The sequence below is a fragment of the Myxococcus xanthus genome (assembly GCF_013116825.1).
In the GTDB taxonomy this organism is placed as follows: Bacteria; Myxococcota; Myxococcia; order Myxococcales; family Myxococcaceae; genus Myxococcus; species Myxococcus xanthus_B.
This window is the reverse complement of the sequence record NZ_JABFNS010000083.1, coordinates 23,236-42,528: the sequence shown is the minus strand read 5'-3', so window position 1 is coordinate 42,528 and position 19,293 is coordinate 23,236. Positions and strand designations below refer to the sequence as shown.

At 71.1% G+C, this 19,293-nt stretch carries 11 protein-coding genes; 2 read left to right on the top strand and 9 right to left on the bottom strand.

Features of this window, described 5'->3' with window-relative positions; all coding sequences use genetic code 11:
* The first annotated feature begins 458 nt into the window (after positions 1-458).
* Positions 459-743 carry a hypothetical protein gene (locus HNV26_RS23135; protein WP_140860295.1) on the top strand — a complete coding sequence of 95 codons (285 nt, stop codon included), beginning with the start codon at positions 459-461 and terminating at the stop codon, positions 741-743.
* A gap of 253 nt (positions 744-996) precedes the next feature.
* Here HNV26_RS23135 and HNV26_RS23130 read toward each other — a convergent pair whose 3' ends face one another.
* The 4 genes from HNV26_RS23130 to HNV26_RS23115 form a co-directional block, all read right to left on the bottom strand.
* Positions 997-2,496: a hypothetical protein gene (locus HNV26_RS23130; protein ID WP_171443180.1), complete on the bottom strand. Its 1,500-nt coding sequence runs from the start codon at positions 2,494-2,496 to the stop codon at positions 997-999.
* Between the two features lie 136 nt (positions 2,497-2,632).
* A complete protein-coding gene (locus tag HNV26_RS23125; protein WP_171443181.1) occupies positions 2,633-3,808 on the bottom strand; it encodes an SDR family oxidoreductase in 1,176 nt (391 codons plus the stop codon).
* Positions 3,809-3,854: 46 nt separating this feature from the next.
* Positions 3,855-5,153, bottom strand: coding sequence for an NTP/NDP exchange transporter (locus HNV26_RS23120; protein WP_171443182.1), 1,299 nt, complete (start codon positions 5,151-5,153; stop codon positions 3,855-3,857).
* Between the two features lie 95 nt (positions 5,154-5,248).
* The gene (locus HNV26_RS23115; RefSeq protein WP_171443183.1) at positions 5,249-6,553 is read right to left on the bottom strand and encodes a pyridoxal phosphate-dependent aminotransferase; all 1,305 of its coding nucleotides are present in this window, start codon (positions 6,551-6,553) and stop codon (positions 5,249-5,251) included.
* A gap of 276 nt (positions 6,554-6,829) precedes the next feature.
* Here HNV26_RS23115 and HNV26_RS23110 point away from each other — a divergent pair, with 276 nt between their 5' ends.
* Positions 6,830-7,543 carry an AMIN-like domain-containing (lipo)protein gene (locus HNV26_RS23110; protein WP_436410055.1) on the top strand — a complete coding sequence of 238 codons (714 nt, stop codon included), beginning with the start codon at positions 6,830-6,832 and terminating at the stop codon, positions 7,541-7,543.
* Between the two features lie 11 nt (positions 7,544-7,554).
* Here the strand turns inward: HNV26_RS23110 and HNV26_RS23105 are convergent, their stop codons facing one another.
* The 5 genes from HNV26_RS23105 to HNV26_RS23085 all read right to left on the bottom strand — a co-directional run bounded on the left by HNV26_RS23105 (position 7,555) and on the right by HNV26_RS23085 (position 19,216).
* A complete protein-coding gene (locus tag HNV26_RS23105; RefSeq protein WP_171443185.1) occupies positions 7,555-9,519 on the bottom strand; it encodes a 4-alpha-glucanotransferase in 1,965 nt (654 codons plus the stop codon).
* A gap of 84 nt (positions 9,520-9,603) precedes the next feature.
* Positions 9,604-12,798 carry an efflux RND transporter permease subunit gene (locus HNV26_RS23100; protein ID WP_171443186.1) on the bottom strand — a complete coding sequence of 1,065 codons (3,195 nt, stop codon included), beginning with the start codon at positions 12,796-12,798 and terminating at the stop codon, positions 9,604-9,606.
* Between the two features lie 24 nt (positions 12,799-12,822).
* Positions 12,823-14,088, bottom strand: coding sequence for an efflux RND transporter periplasmic adaptor subunit (locus tag HNV26_RS23095; protein WP_171443187.1), 1,266 nt, complete (start codon positions 14,086-14,088; stop codon positions 12,823-12,825).
* Between the two features lie 154 nt (positions 14,089-14,242).
* Positions 14,243-15,313 (bottom strand): ADYC domain-containing protein, encoded by a 1,071-nt coding sequence (locus tag HNV26_RS23090; protein WP_171443188.1) that lies wholly within the window; start codon positions 15,311-15,313, stop codon positions 14,243-14,245.
* A gap of 78 nt (positions 15,314-15,391) precedes the next feature.
* Complete coding sequence (locus HNV26_RS23085) at positions 15,392-19,216, bottom strand: nSTAND1 domain-containing NTPase (RefSeq protein ID WP_171443189.1); 3,825 nt, start codon at positions 19,214-19,216, stop codon at positions 15,392-15,394.
* Positions 19,217-19,293: the final 77 nt, after the last annotated feature.

Genomic DNA, 19,293 nt, shown 5'->3' with positions numbered 1-19,293 from the left:
CACCACCCCCCAGGGAGGGAGCCTGGAGACGCAGTGTGAGCCACTCCCCTATCGTGTCAGGCTGACATCTCCGAGTCCCGCCTCGCCCTACCCGTGGCGCCTGCTCGCCCCACGTCCCACCCGCCACCTTCCAGGTCTCTGAGAAGACGCGGAAAATCCACCCCGCCAACCCCCACTGAAACACGCCAGACACGCTGGCGCGATCACGCAAGCAATTGGCGCGGAGGCGGAAAACTCCATCCTGGGTCTGAGCCAGTATGCCCTTGTCGCCAGTCACTTCGGCGGACCGAACGGGGGGAAGACGCATGTCGCACGTCGCGTATGGACCGGGCCGGGGGGCATCTGGGGGAAACACGAGGCTCGGTGCAGTGTCGCACGGCGACAAGGGAAGCAGGGCCACGGCTCAACGGCCGAGGCGCTTTTCCCGGGGGGAGTGGCTCGAGGCCACTGGGGGGGCATTGGAGGGCATCGTCATTCCGGAGTTGGCCACCTTCGCGGGGGCGAAGCGGGCACAGCTGGCGGTCCTGGCGAATTCAGCCGTGACGGAAGCCATCCAAATCCAGTCGAGGGACGTAACGCGGGTGGCGTCCATGCGCCCGCAGACGTTCGGACGCGCTCAGACACAGGCACGGCTGCGGGCGCTCTCACGGCCCGCGGTGCCCTGGGACGCAGCAGGACAGGTGAAGGGGGGGCCTCGGCTCCCCCGAGTGACGGTGCTGGGGGCACCGGGCACGCGCACCTGAAGGGGCCGTAAGCGGTGCAAGGGGGGAAGGTGTCACACGCAGCTTCGCTGGAGGGGTCCAAGGCCCTCCGGACACACACCAAGGGCGGGTAGGAAGACGGCGCCGCGGGGGCGGCAACGTCTGTGGAAGGGGGACCCGGGGTCACGCTCGCCAGAGGGGGAGGGCGAACCCGATAGATGGGTCGAAATCCGAGGGATGCTCCGAGTCCATCGGGGCATCCCTCGTTGCTTTGCGGGGCACCCGGCCCGTGTACTCACTCCACGAACAGCGCCGCCGAGCCCGTCACGGTCCGGTGGAGGGTGAGCCACAGCGCGTTGCCGGCGTCGTCCACGGAGGCGAAGTAGTCCACGTCCGCGGAGAGCGCCTGGCCATCCAGGGTGACGCGGGTGGGCGGCGTGGACGCGGTGTAGCGGCGCAGCACCAGCACGGGATTAGCCAGGGCGCGGCCGTTCGTCTCGAAGCGCAGCGAGGCGCGGTTGTTGGCGCCGACCTCCGCCTCCCAGGTGGCGTACACCGGGTTGTAGCCGGGCACATCCCGCGCCACGGAGTCATCCCGCCCCACCCCACCGGGGCCCTGGTCCAGGACGCGGCCCTCGGTGGCCGTCAGCCGCACGCCCTGCCAGGCCTCCACTTCCGCCGCCAGCCGCAGCACCGGGTCCGAGGTGTGCGTGCCCAGCACCATGAAGACGGAGTAGCTCTGGTACGGGTAGCCGGACAGCGTGGCGTCGTCGCTGTAGCGCGGGTACTCGCGGAAGCCCACCGCGCCGAAGTTGCTCCCCCACGCCATCCGGTGCGAGCGCGTGGGGCCCTGCTCGGGCAGTTCGTACTGGTTGAGCTGGTAGGTCCAGTTCCAGTCCTCGGGCATGGGGCCGTCCTCGTCCACCTGCCCCCAGGACGGGTATTGCCAGTAGCCGCCCGCGGGCTTCTGCGCCCACGTCTGCGTCTGCACCACGCCCATCTCCGCGTCGGGCGACGCAATCCACATGCGGGTGTAGGGCACCCCGTTGGGCTCGCGGTAGTCCCAGCCGCTCGCCCGCGTCAGCGGCCCCGCCCCGAGCGTCACGAAGCGGTAGCGGTCTCCCCAGCCCACGCCGGAGATGTCCGCGTTGCCGTCCCCATCGAAGATGATGTCGCCGTAGGGCGAGCGCACGTCCGCGTTGATGACGTCGGGCGGCGCGCCGGACGCATCGTGGGTGATGGCATAGAGCGGATGGCTCCGCCCGGTGGCGAAGAGGTAATGCACCGTCACGTCGACGACGTGGCCGCCAAGCTCCATGGGCCAGCGGAACTCATGCAGCGCGTGGTGGCGGCCCTCGAAGAGCGTGCGCCACGTGCCCCGGATGTCCCGCGTCCAGTTGCCCCACGGCGGGCTGACGCGCAGGTGGCTCGCGACGATGCCCCAGCCCGGCACCATGCCGTCCGAGCCATCACAGACGCGCGTCGCGCCCGCGACCTCGTAGGTGTAGCGGCGCAGGTAGCCGCCCGTCCATCCCTTGGGGTCCGTGGCGTCATTGCGCACCAGCGACGCCGAGCGGGGCTTGCAGTCCGCGTCACGCCACTCGAAGCGGTCGGCGCGGAAGCCTTCCAGATTCACATCCCGCTCCAGCCGGAGCGGCGCACAGTCACCCGCGGGCGGCGCCCCCGGCCGCACGTCCTTGCCGCCGCACGCGGCCAGCAGCGCGGCCAGCAGCACAGACGTGCCGCGCACACGGAGGATGGGTGATACGGCGTCCTTCAGCAGGTCGGGCGTCATGATGGTCGTTCCCCCAGGCAGCAGGCCGCGCTGCCCCACCCTTCCTGCCAAACCCGAATCCCTGGACGCAAGGACGGGCCGTGCGAGCAGGCGATTCACCTGCCCCATCCGCCCGCCCCCGCGCTCGGAGGCCCGCTCAGCCCGCGTTGGCGGTGCCGCGCTCCTGATGCCAGGCGGCCAGCACTTCCTTCTCGCGCTCGGCGGACAGGCCGGAGCGCGGCTTCGCCTGACGCTCGGGAGGCAGCGTCTTGAACCAGGCCACCGTGTCGCGAATCGTCTCCGCGGCCGGGCGGAACGTGATGCCCGCCGCCAGCGCCTTGGCGATGCTCACCTTGCCGATGCCGCCCTCTTTCCCGTTGCGCGGCATCCAGGCGGGCATGTCCGACCACGCCTCCACCTTGTGCTTCGTGAGGAAGTCGGTGTCCACCCACGTGAAGCGCGCGTCGCTGCCCAGGGCCGTCTTGTTCGCCTCCAGGAAGTCCCGCATCAGCAGGTCCTGGCTGGGGCCGGTGGCGTTGAAGATGCCGGCGGTGCGGGCCTCCACGGCGCGGATGATGAACGCCGCCAGGTCCCGCGCGTCGATGAACTGCAGCGGGTCCACGCCGTCGCCGGGCGCCAGCACCTCGCCGCCGCGCGCCACGCGCAACGGCCAGTAGGTGAAGCGGTCGGACGGGTCATCCGGCCCGACGATGAGGCCCGGCCTCACGTTGAAGACGCGGCCCGGCATGGCCGTCTCCGCGGCCTGCTCACACAGCGCCTTCAGCGCGCCGTAGTGCTTCTCCACGTCTTCGGTCGCCGCGTCCTCCACCGTCGCCACGGTGGCCGTCTCGTCGAGCCCTTGCCGTGACAAATCCTTGTAGACGGAGATGGAGGACACGAAGGTGTAGTGCTGGACGTGCGGGGCCAGCAGCTCCGCGGAGGCGCGCACGACGCGCGGCACATAGCCGGAGGTGTCCACCACCGCGTCCCACTTGCGACCCTCCAGCGCCTTCAGGCCCTCGCCCTTGTTCGGGTCGCGGTCGCCCGTCAGCTTCTCCACGTCCGGGAAGAGGCCCGGCTTCGTCTTCCCCCGGTTGAAGAGCGTGACGGTGTGGCCGCGCGAGCGCGCGAACTCCACCAGCGCCGGCCCCAGGAACGCGGTGCCGCCCAGGATGAGGATGCGCAGCGGCGCGGCGGGCGCGGAGGACTGCTCCCCTTGCCCCTGGGTGGAAGACGCGGCGGTGCCGGACGAGCCCGTGGTGGCGCACCCCATGGCCCAGAGCGAGCCGACCGCGGCCGCTCCCTGAATCACACTCCTGCGAGACAGCGTCATGCGGGATTCCTCCTGCGTGTGTGGACTGACTGCGTGTGGATGAGCGCTAGCGGGCCGCGACCTCTTCGGACACCGGCGCCTCGGGCGCTGCGGCCGGCACCGGCTCCGCCTGCCTCCGCTGGTGGCGCGCGAGATACAGCGACACGCCCAGCCACAGCCCGGCCAGGGGCACCGCCGCCAGCGACAGCCCCGTCATGCCCAGGCCCAGCTTCGTGAGGCCCCCCTGGAGCCAGGCGCTCACCGTGTCGCTGCCGCGGTACACCACCGTGTCGATGAAGCTCTTCGACTTGTAGCGCGCCTCGCGGTCCACGGTGGTGAAGAGGACCTCGCGCGAGGGCCGCTCCAGCGCGTAGTGGCTGGCGCCGCGCACCGCCTTGAACAGGATGAGCACGGTCAGCACCGGCATGGCGGCCAGCCCCAGGAAGCCCAGGCCCGTCACCACCGGCGCCACGGCGAGCCCCGCCCCCAGCCCCAGCCAGGAGATGACGCGCCCCGTGACGAGCGTCTGCAACCCCAGCGTCGCCAGCTGCACGTAGAAGTCGATGTCACCGAAGAGGGCGGTGCGGCTGGCCGCGTCGCTGCCAAGCGCGGCGACGAGCCGCACCTCCTGGAAGTAGAGGAACGTGGAGGTCGCCGCGTAGAGCAGCACCTGGAGCCCCAGCGCCAGCAGGAACGGCGACGTCACGATGAGCCGCACCCCCGCGAGCACGCCGCCGCCCACCGGGCCCTGCGCCGCCGCGGGCTGCTGCTGGACGTCCTGGGCCCAGCCGCTCAGCCGGCGCACACACTGCGCGCTCACCTCCAGCAGCACCACCGAGATGAGGATGAGATTCACCGGCCCCACCGGCTCGGCGAGCCGGCCCACCAGGAAGGGCCCCACCAGCATGCCCGTGGTGCCGCCCGCGGCGATGAAGCCGAAGAGCCGCTTGCTCTGTCCGCTGGCGAAGACGTCCGCCATGAAGCTCCAGAAGATGGAGACGACGAACAGGTTGTAGACGCTCAACCAGACATAGAAGACGCGCGCCACCGTCTCCCGCGCCACCCCGAACTTCAAGAGCACGAAGAAGCCCAGCAGGTTGAGCAGGAAGAAGCGATAGATGCGAGGAATCACCACCCGCCGGGGCCAACGCGACACCAGGGCGGAAAAGGCAGGCACCGCCGCGAGCATCACCAGGAAGGTGGCGGTGAAGAGCCAATCCAAGCCCTTCACGCTTCCCGCCGTGCCCATCTCGTTGCGGATGGGCCGGAGGATGGCATAGCCACACATCAGGGTGAAGAAATACAGGAACGACCAGCGGACGGCGCCGACTTCCTCATCCCGAACGTCCACGAATCGCCTGAGCATGGAGGAATTCACGTGAGCGGCCCAACGAGGCCCCGGGCAACGTATTCCCAGGACCTCCAAGATGGAACGAGCGCGGCGGGAAGATGTCGCAAGGATTACGCGCCGGCGGACAGGACCTCGCGGAGCGCCGCCTCCACCCGGGGCAGCGCCTCCTCAATTTCCTTCACCGACGTGGCCCCCACCGACAGGCGGAACCAGCCCGTGTCCGCGTCCAGCCCGAAGGCCTGGAAGGGCACCACGCCCAGGTTCGCCTTCTCCAGCAGGAGCTTGCGGATGTCATCGTTGGAGCGCAGGCCCCCCTTGCCCACCAGGTCGAAGCGCACCGACAGGTAGATGGCGCCCTGGGGCGCGATGTGCTGCACCGGCAGCCCCGCCTCGCGCATGCGCGTGAGCCCCTTGTGCAAGGCCTCCAGCCGCGCTTCCACGGACCTGCGCATCCGCTCCAGGAAGGACTCCGTCGCCGCCGTGTCGTCGAGGTAGCGCGCCACCGCGACCTGCTCCGCCTTGGGGGCCCAGGCGCCCACGTGGCCGAGCACGTCCCGCATTCGCGCGATGATGGTCGGCGGCCCCACGCCCCAGCCCACGCGCACGCCCGTGGCGGCGAAGGCCTTGGAGATGCCGTCCACGAACACCGTGTACGGCGCCACCTCCGGCACCAGCGACACCGGCGTGACGTGCCTGGCCGCGCCGAAGCTCAGCACCCAGTAAATCTGGTCGTACATGAGGATGAGCGGCTTGCGGCCCTGCTTCTCGCGCTCGCGGTTCTCCGCGACGACGCGCTCGCAGATGGCGCCCAGCGCATCCGGCTCAATCATGGTGCCGGTGGGGTTGAGCGGGCTGCACAGGCACAAGAGGCGCGCGGCGCCCAGGTGCGGCGCCAGCTGCTCCACGGTGGGCATGAAGCCCCGCGCTGCGTCCGTCACCACCACCGCGCTCTTCGCGTCCATCATGTGCGCGTAGTGGTTGTTGTTCCACGAGGGCACCGGGTAGACGACCGTCTCCCCCGCGTCCAGCACGCTTCGGTACGTGCCGTAGATGATGGGCCGCGCGCCTCCCGCGATGACGATGCCCTCCAGCGGATACTTCAGGCCCAGCGAGCGCTCATAGAAGCGCTGCACGGCCTGGCGGAGCTCCAGCACGCCATCCGACGGCGGGTAGTTCGTCTCGCCCGCCTGGAGCGCGGCGGTGATGTGCTCCCGCAGCGGGTCGGGGATGGGGAACTCGCGCGGGTTGAAGTCGCCCACGGTGAGGTTGCACACCTTCTGGCCCTTGGAGATCCGCTCGCGAATCTCCGCCGCGATGCGGAGGATTTCGCTGCCGACGATGCCACGCGCCATCGTTCCCACGGTGGCGTCGTCCTTGGAGGGGCGGGGAAGAGAGGTCAGGTCGAGGGGGGCCATGGGAGGATGCTCTCCGGTGCGTGCGCGTTCGGGGGCCGCGCGGACGACTTGCGGCGCGGACGATAGTCGCGGCCCCATCGTCCTGTGTCATCCATTCGTGGTGACGGCGGCCCTCCGGGGCAACCGGTTCTCCGTGGAAATTTCCAGCGCTCCCGGGGCGGTCCGCTGGTGTTATCTTTGCCCGCTTTCCCTTCGTGACACTGGCCCCCGGGCCGCCGCCCGTGCGAGACGAGGGGCCGCAGTCCCGAACTCGCAGGCCCTGGCAGGAGGGGAATGATGACGCGGTCCGGACGCAGGATGACGTCGCTGTGGTTGGCCGGGTGTCTGGCGTTCGCCGGGTGCTCCAAGAAGGAGGAACCCGCCGCGGCGCCCACCAGCGCGCAGCCTCAGCCCGAGGTCCAGGCGCCGCCCACCTCGCCGCCCCCGGGCACCATCCCCCGCGAGGGCGAGGCCGCCGCCAAGCCCCCCGTGCACACGGCCTCGATGGGTGACAGTGAGACCGAGCCGCCTTCGGACGCCCCCGCGGGAGACGCTCCCGCCGAGGACCCGAAGAACCGCGAGTGGACCACCACCCCAGTGTCGATGAAGCGGCGCCCGGCCCAGACGGTGACGCTGCGCTCGGTGCGCGCTGGCACGCATGCCGACTTCGACCGCGTGGTGTTCGAGTTCGACGGGCCGCAGGTCCCCGGCTACCAGCTCCAGTACGTGGACAAGCCCATCATCCAGTGTGGCTCCGGGGACGAGACGCCGCTGGCCGGCAAGGGCTTCCTCCAAGTCACGCTGACACCCGCGCGTGGCCATGACGACCAGGGCCGGGCCACCGTGGCCGCGCTGGAGATGAAGCCGAAGCTTCCCACCTTGCTGGAGCTGGTGCGCACGTGTGACTTCGAGGCCGAGGTGACGTGGGTGCTGGGAAACAAGGCCCCCACCGACTTCCGCGTCATGGAGCTGCGCGACCCCACTCGCCTCGTGGTGGACGTGAAGCACTGAGGGCCCAAGCGTCACCCGGCCCGCAGCTCGCGGGCCAGCGCGTCCAGCCCTTCCAGCAAACGCTGGTGCCGCGCCCGCGCCGGAGCCCCCTGCGCCCGCAGCGCCATGGCGAGCGCCGCGGGCAGGTTCACCGCGGCGTCTCCCTTCAACCGCTCGCGGTACTCCCGCGCCCAGTCCTGGGGCACGCGCAGGGACCAGTTGCGCTCATCCACCGTGCCGGGCGCGTTGTACGTCTCCGGCATCCCGAGCAGGTCGGTGAAGAACATCATCACGTTGCGCGCGCGGCTGGCGAACAGGTCCGCCACCTTCGCCTGCGCCAACCGTCCCGGGCTCGTGGACAGCTCGCGCGCCAAGGCCTCGCGCTCCGCGGGCTCGGGGCACAAGCGCGCGGCCAGGTACTCCGCCTGCGCGCGCAGCGTGCCCTTCCATTGCCAGTCCGCCACCAGGCGCCACAGGGACTTCGTGTCGTGGTTGCCCACCATCACCCAGTCCTCCGGGCCCACGTTCTCACTGCGGTACACGTCCGACGGGTCGTGCAGGTCCGCCTTCTGCGTCACGCGGAAGCGGCCCAGGCCGAACTGCGCCAGCACGCGCTCCAGCGGGTACGGCAGCGTGCTGAGCACCTCCGCGAGCAAGTCCCCCACCTGCCGCCCGTTGCGCCGGGACGCCTCCACCACCGTGTCGAAGAGGACGCTGTAGCGGCGCACCTGTTCGGGCGTGAGGTCCTTCACCCAGCGGTCCGCGTAGCGCGGCACGGCGCGGTCCACCTGCTCCGGGCGCACGAGCGCGAAGTGCGCCAACTCCGGGTGGTCCGGCAGGTCCGGTGACGAGAAGAGCCGCGCGCCATGTTGTACGGACCACAGCGGGTCCGGCAGGTCCGCGCGGTACACCCACGGGCACACCAGCCCGTGCGGATGGTCCAGCCGCAGCCCGTCGTATTCGCCGAGCATCTTGTCCATGCGCGCGTTCATGAAGCGCAGCACGGGCCCGCTGCGGCTCCCCGCGTTCGTCCCGGCGTCGTCCGGCTCGAAGTACTGCTCCGGGTCCATCACCGGATAGTTCCACGGCTGGCCGTCCGGGTTCGTCCTGCTGGGCGGCGCGCCCATGAGGTAGGTGCGCAGGAAGAGGCCCTGCCAGGCCCACGCGTCGCGCGGAGACAGGCCAATCTGGAGGTCGCCGTACAGCTTCAGGCGCCATGCGCCCACGCGCTCGCGCAGGCCGTGGTGCTGCGCATGGACCAGGAACTGACAGAAGGCGTAGCGCTCCAGCGTGTCCGCGTAGCGCAGCTCCAACTGCGTCAGGCGCGCGGCGGCCGCCGCTTCCTCCTCTGGACGGGGGTTCCACAGCCGACCGTCCAGCGAGTCCGCCCAGCGCCGCCAGTCCGGCTCGCGCTTCTCCTCGCACAGCACGTCGAAGAGAGCATCCCGCACCAGCCAGCCCCGGTGCTGCTGACGGAAGGTGTCGAAGCGCGAAGCCAGGGCCCGGATGGCCGGAGCGGCGTCCGGCGCCGCACGCTTCTGTTGGAAGGTGCGCCACGCTTCGTTCAGCAGGGTGGTCTGCGCGCGGAAGGCGTGACGGAAGCGCTCTCCGGGCGGCAGCGCCGAAGGGCGGCGGGCGGCGAGCTGCGCCACGCGGCCCGGTGGCAGCAGCGCGCCCCAGGGCTCGGGGGCCTCCAGCGGCGCGAGCGCCACGTTGAGGACGTTCCGCGAGAAGAGCGTGCCGTCATACGGCGAGGCGTTGAACTCCGTCACCTGCCCCTGCGGTCCCAACTGGATGCCGTTGAAGCCCAGCTCACGGGAGAACGCGAGGAAGCGCGCCGCCCCTTCCGAGTACGGCGAGCCCCAGCCCGTGTCCTCTTCTGGAAGGCTGGGGAAACTCGGGTCGTGGATGCTGAGCACCCAGTTGCGGACGTCGAGCGCGGCCAGGGCTTCGGTGACGAGTCGGTGGTGATTTTCAGGCAGCAAGGCGCGAGACATGGCGGAAGGGGCTGACCCTACGGCCCCTGGTGCGATGCGCCAACCGTCCTGTCGTCCCGAACCCGCCCGTTCGTTGCCGAGCCCTCAATCGTGCCGCGCCTGAGGGGCGGGCCGGGGCTCTCCACGGCCGCCACCTCCTCCCGGAACGTGAGGCCGCTGTTCGGGAGGCTTCATCCGGAAGAGCTTGCGCAGCATGCGGGTGGACCATGTCCGGCCGTCCACCAGGATTTCGTACACCGTGGGAATCACCAGCAGCGTCAGCAGCGTGGACGTCAGCGTGCCGCCAATCACCGCGCGGCCCAGCGGCGCGCGGAAGTCGCCGCCCTCGCCCGCGCCGATGGCCACCGGCACCATGCCCGCCACCAGCGCGAAGGTCGTCATGATGATGGGGCGCAGACGGATGCGGCCCGCTTCGATGAGCGCCTCGCGCAGGGGCATGCCCTTCTCGTGCGACCACTTGGCGAAGTCGATGAGGAGGATGGCGTTCTTCGCGACGATTCCCATCAGCAGCATGATGCCGATGAGGCTCATGAGGTTGAGCGTGTCACCGGTGATGAGCAGCGCCAGCACCACGCCGATGAGCGACAGCGGCAGCGAGATGAGGATGGCCAACGGGTCCAGGAAGGAGCCGAACTGGATGACCAGGATGAGGTACATCAGCATCAGCGCCATGCCGAGCGCGATGAACACGCGCATGAACACCTCGGCCTGGTCCGCGGACTCGCCGCCCGTCGTCAGCGTGTAGCCCGGCGGCAGCTTCACGCCGTCCAGCCGCTTCTGGATGTCCGCGCCCACCTCCGACAACGAGCGCCCCTGCACGTTCGCCTGGACGTTGATGACGCGCTCACGGTTCAGGTGCGTCACCTGCGCCGGACCCAACGTTTGACGGATGTCCGCCACCTGCCCCAGCGGCACCAGCCGGGGCGGACCGCCCGCTGCCGCGCCCACGGAGATGGGCAGTTGCGACAAGTCATTGGGGTTGTCACGCGCCCCCGGAGCCAGCCGCACCATGACGTCTCGCGTCTCCCCTATCGGGTCCACCCAGTCCCCCACGTCCAGACCCGCGAAGGCCGGCCGCAGCACCTGGGCCACCTGCCCCACCGTCACGCCCAACTGTCCGGCGAGCCCGCGGTTCAGCTCCACCTCCAGCTCCGGCTTCTGCCCCCGCGTGGACAGGCCCACGTCCACCGCTCCGGACACCTGCTCCACTTCCTTCTGGACCTGCTGCGCCAGCTGCGTGAGCACCCGCTGGTCCGGGCCGCGCAGCTCGTACTGGAGCTGCTTGAAGGCCCCACCGAAGCCGGAGGTGAAGACAGAGACGGTAGCGCCGCCAATGCGCTTCATCTCCTCGCGGAACTGGACGCCCAATGCGTCCTGACTCACTTCGCGCTCCGCCTTCGGCTTGAGCCGCACGTACACCAGGGCCTGGTCCACGCCGGGCGCGCTGAGTGCCAGGGGCACGCCGATGGTGGCATAGGTGTAGTCCACCTCCGGGTGGGCGCGCAGGGTGCGCGTCACCTCGTCCACCTTGCGCCGCGTGTACTCCAGGCTGGAGCCCGGCGGTGTCTCCACCAGCAACTCCACCTCCGCGCGGTCGCTCACCGGCACGAAGCCGGCGCCGCCCACGGTGCCCTGGAGCACCAGCGCGCCCACCAACGAGCCCACCGCCACCAGCACCATCACCAGCCGGTGGTCCAGCGCCCAGGCGATGACGTGCTTGTAGCGCTCCGCCTGCCGGTCGAACCAGGCGTTGAAGCGGTTCAGCGTCCGGGTGATGAAGCCCGGGTTCTGCTTCTTCGGCGGCTCCGGCCAGTACGCGCTCAGCATCGGGTCCAGCGAGAAGGACACGAACAGCGACACCAGCACCGCGCAGGCGATGGTGAGGGCGAAGGGCTTGAACCACTGGCCGGCCACGCCGTACATGAAGGCCACGGGCACGAAGACGGCGACGATGGAGAAGGTGGTCGCCGAAACCGCGAGACCGATTTCCGAGGTGCCCTCGCGTGACGCCGTGTAGTGGTCTTTCCCCATCTCCACGTGGCGGACGATGTTCTCTCGCACGACGATGGCGTCGTCGATGAGGATGCCGATGGCCAGCGTCAGGCCCAAGAGTGACATGGTGTTGAGCGTGAAGCCGAAGGCCCACACGCTGATGAAGGACGCCAACACGCTCACCGGCAGCGCCAGACCGGTGATGACGGTGGAGCGCCACGAGTTGAGGAAGACGAAGACGACCAGCACCGTGAGCAGCGCGCCTTCCACCAGCGCGGACTGCACGTTGTGCACGGCGTTCTCCACGCGGACGCCGGCGTCGCGCACGATTTCGAGCTTCACGCCCGCGGGGAGCCGCTGCTGGAGCGCTTGCACCCGCTCACGCACCGCGTCCGCGACCTCGGTGGTGCTGTAGCCCCGGGCCTTGAGCACGTCGATGCCCACCGCCTGGGCGCCGTTGAAGAGCGCCAGGGTGCGCGGCTCCTCGGCGCCGACGAAGACGTCCGCCACCTGCTCCAGGCGGATGGCCTGACCGTTGCGCGAGGCCACCACCAGGGTCCGGAAGTCCTCCACCTTCTCCAGGCGCCCCTTGAGGCGAATGGACTCCTCCGTCAGCGGCGCGTTGATGCGGCCCACCGGCGCCGCCAGGTTCTGCGCCTGGAGCGCCGCCACCACCTCCGCCACCGACAAGCCCGCCGCCTGGAGCGCCTCGGGCTTGAGCTGCACCGTCATCTCCCGCGCCACGTCACCGACGACCTCCGCCTGGGCGACGCCGGGCACCGAGCGCAGCTCGCCCACCACCGTCGGGTCCGCCACCAGCGACAGCGCCGCGACGTCCAGCCCCTCCGAGGTGAGCGTCAGCGACACGATGGGCTGGTCCGCCGGATCGAAGCGCGTGAGGATGGGCTCCTCCATCTCCTGTGGCAGGTCCGCGCGTTTGCTGGAGATGGCGTCCCGGATGTCTTGCGTCGCTTCCTGGATGTCCTTCTCGAAGTCGAAGAACACCGTGAAGGACGCCAGTCCGTCGGTGGCGATGGACGTCGTCTCCTTCGGGTCCACGCCGCTGATGGCGAAGATGGCGTCCTCGATGGGCTCGAGGATTTCCCGCTCCACCGTCTCGGGTGAAGCGCCTGGATAGACAATGGTGACGCTCACCACCGGGGGCTGGACGTCGGGGAACTCATCGGTCTCCAGGAGTCCCAGCGACACGAGACCGAAGACCACCAGCGCCAGCATCGAGGTGATGGTGATGATGGGACGCTTGATGGCGAAGTCTGAGATGAACACGGACGTGACTCCAGGCGTGGCGCATCAGTGGGACGGCGCAACGTCCTCCGCCGGTGGTTGCGTGGCCGCGGGCCGAGGCGTGGGCTGCCTTGCTCCCGACGACGGGTGCGGAGGTGCCTCCGAACCGCCAACGCCGGGCCCCGCCTCCTCCACGGGCTTCGAGTCAGGCCGCGGGGGCGACACCTTCACGCGCCCGCCCTCCGCCACCTCGCTCCGCGCGGCGCCCAGCAACACCACGTCGCCGTCCTCCAGGCCTGAGCGGACCTCGACCTGCCGCGCCACCTCGTCGCGCAGGCCCAATGTGACGCTCACCCGCCGCACGCGCCCTTCCTGGATGCGCAGCACGGAGGGCTCGGTCCCCGTGTCGTCGATGGCGTCGATGGGAATCGCGACCGCCTGCGTGCCCTTCGAGGCCACGCGCCCCTCCGCGAAGAGGCCGGCCAGCAGTTGGAGGTCCGTGTTGGGAATGGCCACGTAGATGCGGACCTGGCCGGTGGCCGGGTCCACCACCGGGTTGATGCGCTCCACCGTGCCGCGGAAGGCGCGGTCCCCGTAGCCCGTCACGTGGAACTCCACCGGCGTGTCCACCTTCACCTGTTCGAGCTGCGCGGCGGGCACGGAAGCCTCCAGGCGCAACGTGCGCGGGTCCACCACCGTGAAGAGCGGCGCGCTTGGCTGGACGACATCGCCCGCGCTGGCCTGCCGCTCGCTCACCACGCCCGCGAAGGGCGCCACGACGCGCGCGCGGTTGAGCTGCTCCCGCGCCAGGGCATGCCGGGAGCGCGCCTCCGCGAGCTGCCCCTTGGCCTGCTCCACGGAGAGCTCCGCCCGTTCGAAGTCGCGCTGGGTGATGACGCCCGCCTTGGACAGCCTCGTGGCGCGCTCCTGCTCGGCCTCGGCCACCTGGAGCGCGCTGCGGGCCGTGCGGACCGCCGCCGACGCCGCGATGAGCTGGTCCTTCAGCGTGACGTCCTCGATGCGCGCCAGCTCCTCGCCCTTCTTCACCACCTGGCCCTGCTGGGCCTTGATGTCGAGGATGGTGCCGCCCACTTCCGCGCGCACCGCCGCCGCCGTGCGCGCCTGCAGGTTGCCGGAGATGCCAGGGCCGGAGCGCAGCCGCCGCACCTCGGCGCGGGCCACGTTCTCCGGGCCCAGCGTCACCTCCAGCTCCTCTTGTCGAGGCGCGGGCGCTGCTTCCTCACCCTCGCGGCAACCAGACAGGGCGCAGAGCCCCATCAGAATCCCCGCCGAGGTTCCGCCGAAGACCTGTCGTATTCGAGCCCGTCTCACAGCGCGTCTCCCATCCCCGCCCCCCACGGCGAGCCGGCTAACCATGGTGTCGGCCCCTTGCCCCCGGTAGCCGAGGACAACAAGGTCCACCGCCAGCAAGCAGGCCGGGCTGACGGGCTGGCGAGCCTTCTCAGGCACGCCAAGCGGACGGCGCCTACTGCGCGGGAGGGACCTCGCTCATGATGAGCGTGCCGGCCTGGAAGTGAGCCCACTTGCCGCATTGGGTGCCCTGCGTCTGCCCCGGGCAGCTCACGGGCTGTGCCGCGCGCCTCGTCTGCGTGAAGCAGCGCGCACCATCGGCGTCCCACTCGGCCTCGTGCAGCCACGCCTCCGTATCCGTCTGCACGTTCACGCCGTCATGGAGGTTCACCCACTGACCATCCGTGGTGTGCGACGTGCCGTCGCCGCAGAAGTCCGCGCGCACCATGCGCGTGCACGCCTGATGGTGCTCCGCCAGGCTCAGGCCGTCCGCCGTGGTGCCCCAGGGCCGGTAGCCGAAGCGCACGCACTTGGCGATGGCCGCACCCTCGCAGGCGAAGGTGAAGCGCGCGGCGTCATCCACCTTCGCGCCGCCGCCCGCCACGCCCTGGCGGTAGTCCCACCGGCCCGCGACGGGGATGGCGCCCAGCGCGGAGCCGTCCGCCGCCGCGCACGCGGGCCTCCAAAGGGCATCCGCCGCGTCGTAGTAGGAGACGTGGTACGCCCAGACGTCCGCGTCCGCGCCCGCTCCAGGCTCGATGCCGTCGACGCGCAGCTCCACGGTGTCACCACTGCTCAGGTTGCCGGTGAAGCGCGCGCCCAGGAAGGACTGGCCGGACACCGGGCCGCTGGAGGCGACGCCGTGGAAGACGCTGCCCTCCAGCCGCACCGCGCCGAGGACTTCCTCCGCGATGCGGGCGCCCGCCAGGTCCACGGACACGAGCAGCTGCCCCAGCTCGGGGGTGTTCAGGTTGCGGCCATTCAGGTTGCGGCCATTCAGGTTCCGTCCGTTCGGCGCCACCAGCTCCGCCACGCCCGAGCGCAGCGCCACCGGCTCCGCCTCCGTCACGTTCCCCGCACAGCCCACCATGCTCACCGCGCTGACCAGCGTCGCCACCGTCTGCTTCCAAGCACCCATCACCCACCACCTTCCCGGCCCGACCACGGAATCAATGTCCGCAGCGGCCGCCCGCCCAGCAACTCGCCTGGGGACCCGCAGGCACTTGCTTCGTCCACTGCGCATCACCCGCCCCAGACGCCAGGGCGGACACAGGGTTCCTCCGTCCGGTAGCGCGCGGAGCGGATGTAGGGCAAGCAGGCGGGCTCAGGGGTGCGCGGTGGATGCCACGTCCGCGCACACCCGCATGCCCACCGTCACGTCGCGCAGGGACGGCTCCGGCAGCTCGCGGTTGGAGGCGCGCGCCGAGGTCGCCGCGAAGGCGAAGCTGCCCCCACGCGCCACGGCCTTGCCCGGCTCCAGCCAGGAGCGGGTCCACTCCCACACGTTGCCGGACATGTCGTCCACGCCGAAGGGACTGCGCGATGCGGGGTGGCTGCCCACCTCGTCGGGGCCGAAGCCTCCGGGCTGCTTACCGTAGGTGGTGTCGATGTTGGCGTCGTCCGGGGCCAGGGTGTCGCCATGCGGGTACTCACGCCCGTCCACGCCGCGCGCCGCGCGCTCCCACTCCAGCTCCGAGCAGAGCCGTGCGCCGGGGACACGGCCGCTTTCAGACAGCCACGCGGCATAGGCTTCCGCGTCTGCGAAGGTAATGCCGCTGACGGGGAAGCGCAGCCAGTCCTGCTCCGCGCGCGACGTGCGGCGGGCGTAGCGCAGCGGCTCTCCGGCCCGCGCCATGTAGAGCTCGTTCCCTGGCTGGAACCGCAACCGCCAGACGCCGTCCACCTGCCCCAGCGTGAGCAGGCCCGCGTAGCCGCCCGTTCCCACGCGCGGCAGCCGCTGTGCGCGTTGCGCGGGTGGCAGCGCCTCCACGTAGGCCAGCCACTCGGCATACGTCACCTCGTGCCGGGCCATCAGGAAGGCGGGGACGTCCACGGGGTGCAGGGGCACGGCGTTGAAGAACTCGCGCACGCTGGCCTCGGCCGCGCTGCCGAACTTCACCTCGCCCGGCGGCACGAAGACGAAGCCCTCCGGCACGCTGCCCATGCGCGGCAGCGGCACGCCGAGCCGCCGCGACTCGCCTCGCCGGAGCAGCACCCACTGCACCACCGGCTCATAGCCGAGCGAGCGCGCGGAAATCTGGTACGTGCCCGGCGCCACGGCTGCGTCCAGCCAGCGCCCCGGGTCCGCTAGCAGGGGCTCTCCCAGCTGAAACCTGCCCTGCGCATCGCGCGTCAGTGGACGCAGCTCCACCTCCGCCCCTGGGACAGGTGTCTCCAGTGTGAGGCTGGCCGCGGCGTTCCAGCGCCGCCAGCGCGTGCCCGCCGTGTCATAGAGCCGCAGACGCTGGAGCAACGCGGGCAGCGCCGCGGTGTCTTCGTCCTGCTCGGCCCACAGGGCGCGCTCGTAGAGGAAGTCCGCCAGGGCCTCGCGCACATCTACGCGGCCGGGCGCCAACGCCAGCGCGCGCTCCAGCCGCCCGGCCACTTCGTCGAAGCGTCCGCGCAGCTGGCCCGCTTGCGCACCGGCCCGGTTCCAGTGCCGGTCCGCGTCGGCGCGGCGGCCGGTGCCGTAGAGGCGGAAGGCCTCGTCACGCTCGGCGCGCAGCGTGCCCCAGTCCTGACGCACGGCGCTCAAGGCCTGGGCCGCCTGGCCCAGCTCCTCGCGCACCTGCCGGTCCAGGCTCCAACGCTCCCTCAGCTTGAGCCCGCCGTAGACGAGCCCCAGGGACACGACGAAGCCCACCACCAGCGCATGCCGCGTCCGCCGGCTGCGCACCATGGTGCGGCGCGAGGCCTTCAGGAAGTCGCGCTCGCGACGGGTGAGTTCTCCCGTGTCGAGCACCTGCGCCTCCTCCAGCTGACGCGGGCCCCAGAGGGACTCGCTCGGGAAGCCCAGCTTCTCCCAGTGCGCGGCGGCGGCCTCCAGCCGGGATTGGACCTCGCGTCGCTCGGAGGCCTCGGCCAACCAGCGCGCCAGCGTGCCCCAGCCGGAGAGCAGCGCCTCGTGGGCGAGCTCGTAGGACGTGCCCTCCTGGGCCTCGCGCGCCACGAGCAGCCGCGCGTGCACCAGCGCCTCCAGGGCGGCGCGGTAGCGGGCGTCGTCCCCCACCAGCTCGCGGTCCGTCTTCCGCGCGCGGGTGCCGTCCGCGGTGACGAGCCGCAGGAGCACGCCCCGGGCCGCCACCCGCTGGTCCGGGAGCAGCCGGGCCACCGCCGCATCCGCGTGCCGCGCGAGCGCGCCCTCCACGCCGCCCAGCGAGTCGAGCACCGCCTGCGTCATGACACCCGCCGCCGCGTCGCGCGCCTCCCACATCTCGGCCAGCGCGAATTGGAGCACCGGGAGGCCGCCCTCCGCCGCGGACAGGGTGGAGGTGACGAGCGCATCCACCAGCGCGTCGGATTCGAAGCGCACGCCCTTCACGCGGGCGGGGCCCGTCACGGCTTCCCGTGTCTCCTCGGGCGACAAGGCGCGAAGCAGATACAGCGCGCGTGGCACCTCCGCGCCCAGCCCGGGCACGGCGGACAGCCGGGTGAGGAAGTCACTTCGCCCCGTGGCGAGCAGGCGCACGCCACTGGCGCCTTCCGCGAGGGCCCCCAGAGACTGTCCCGCCAGCTCCGCCTCGGACGGCGGCGCCAGCGTCACCAGCTCCTCGAGCTGATCCACGTAGACGAGCAGCCCCTCCTGGGCCCCTAGCTTCACGCGGAGCCGGCGCACCAGGGACGTGGGCTCCGCGCGCAGGGCTTCGGCCAGGGTCTCCTCTTCCGTCTCCAGCACGGGCGCGAGCGCCGCGACCAGGGCCGCCAGGGGCCTGCGGCCCGGCACCAGCCGCACGCTGCGCCAGCGACGCCCGTCCTCCAGGCCCCCTTCGGTGACAGCGGGGAGCAGCCCGGCGAGGCACAGGGAGGACTTCCCCACGCCCGAGTCACCGGTGATGAGCAGGAAGGGCTCCGAGCGCATCCGCTCCAGCACCGCGCGCTGCTCGCGGCGGCGGCCGAAGAAGACGGCGCGGTGCTCCGCCTCGAAGGCCTGGAGGCCGCGGTAGGGATTGCCCTCCGGCACCGCCTGGACGGTGTCGTCACGCGTCAGTGCGTCCAAGGCATCGAGCAGCTGTGAGGCGGTGGCGTAACGCTCGGATGGCTCGCGACGCAGACACTTGTCGATGACGGCGGCGAGCCCGGCATCCACGCCGGACACCACCTGGGCCAGGGGGCTGGCATCCCGGTGGCGCACCCGCTCCGGGAGCTCGCGCCACGGCACGTCCCGGAAGGGGCCCTTGCCCGCGCACAGCTCGTACAGGACGACGCCCAGTGAGTACACGTCACTGCGCGCCGTCAGCGCCTCTCCCGCCCAGGCCTCCGGGGACATGTAATACGGCGTCCCCACCAGCGAGCCGCGCGGCAGCGATGGAAGGAAGATTCCGTCCAGCGAGCGCGCGCCCAGGTTCGGGCTGGCCTCCGGCTCCAGGTCTGGAGGCAGCTCCGGCGGCGGAGTCCCGGAAGCGGGCGGCGCGCCGTCCCCCGCCCCGGCGGCCCGGTCCAGGAGCTTCGCGAGGCCGAAGTCGAGCAGCTTCACCTCGCAAGCCTCGGTGAGCACGGCGTTGCCGGGCTTGATGTCCCGGTGCAACACCCCGCGCCGGTGCGCGGCGCTCAGGCCCCGTGCCAAATCCCGCCCCATGGCCAGCACGCGCTCCCAGGGTTGGGGCTTGGGCAGCCGGTCCAGGCTCATCCCCCGGATGAACTCGGAGACGAGGTAGGGCTGCTCCTCCAATTGTCCCACCCGGTAAAGGGTGACGACATTGGGGTGCTGGATGCGCGCGGCTGCCCGGGCCTCCACGAGGAACCGCGCCAGGGCGTTGGGCCCCAGGGCGGGGATGAACTTCACGGCAACGGGGCGCTCGAGCAACGTGTCATGGGCCAGGAACACCCGCCCCGTGCGCCCACGCCCGATGGCCCGCACAAGGCGGTACTCGTCGAACTCCTGGGGAGGAGTCCACGCATCTGGAGGCGGCGAGGCGGCCGGAGAGCCCACACCCGGTGCCTATGCATCCGTCCGTCAGGGGTCAACTGAACGGGCCGCGAGGGAGGAGACTCCAGGACGCCAGGGCC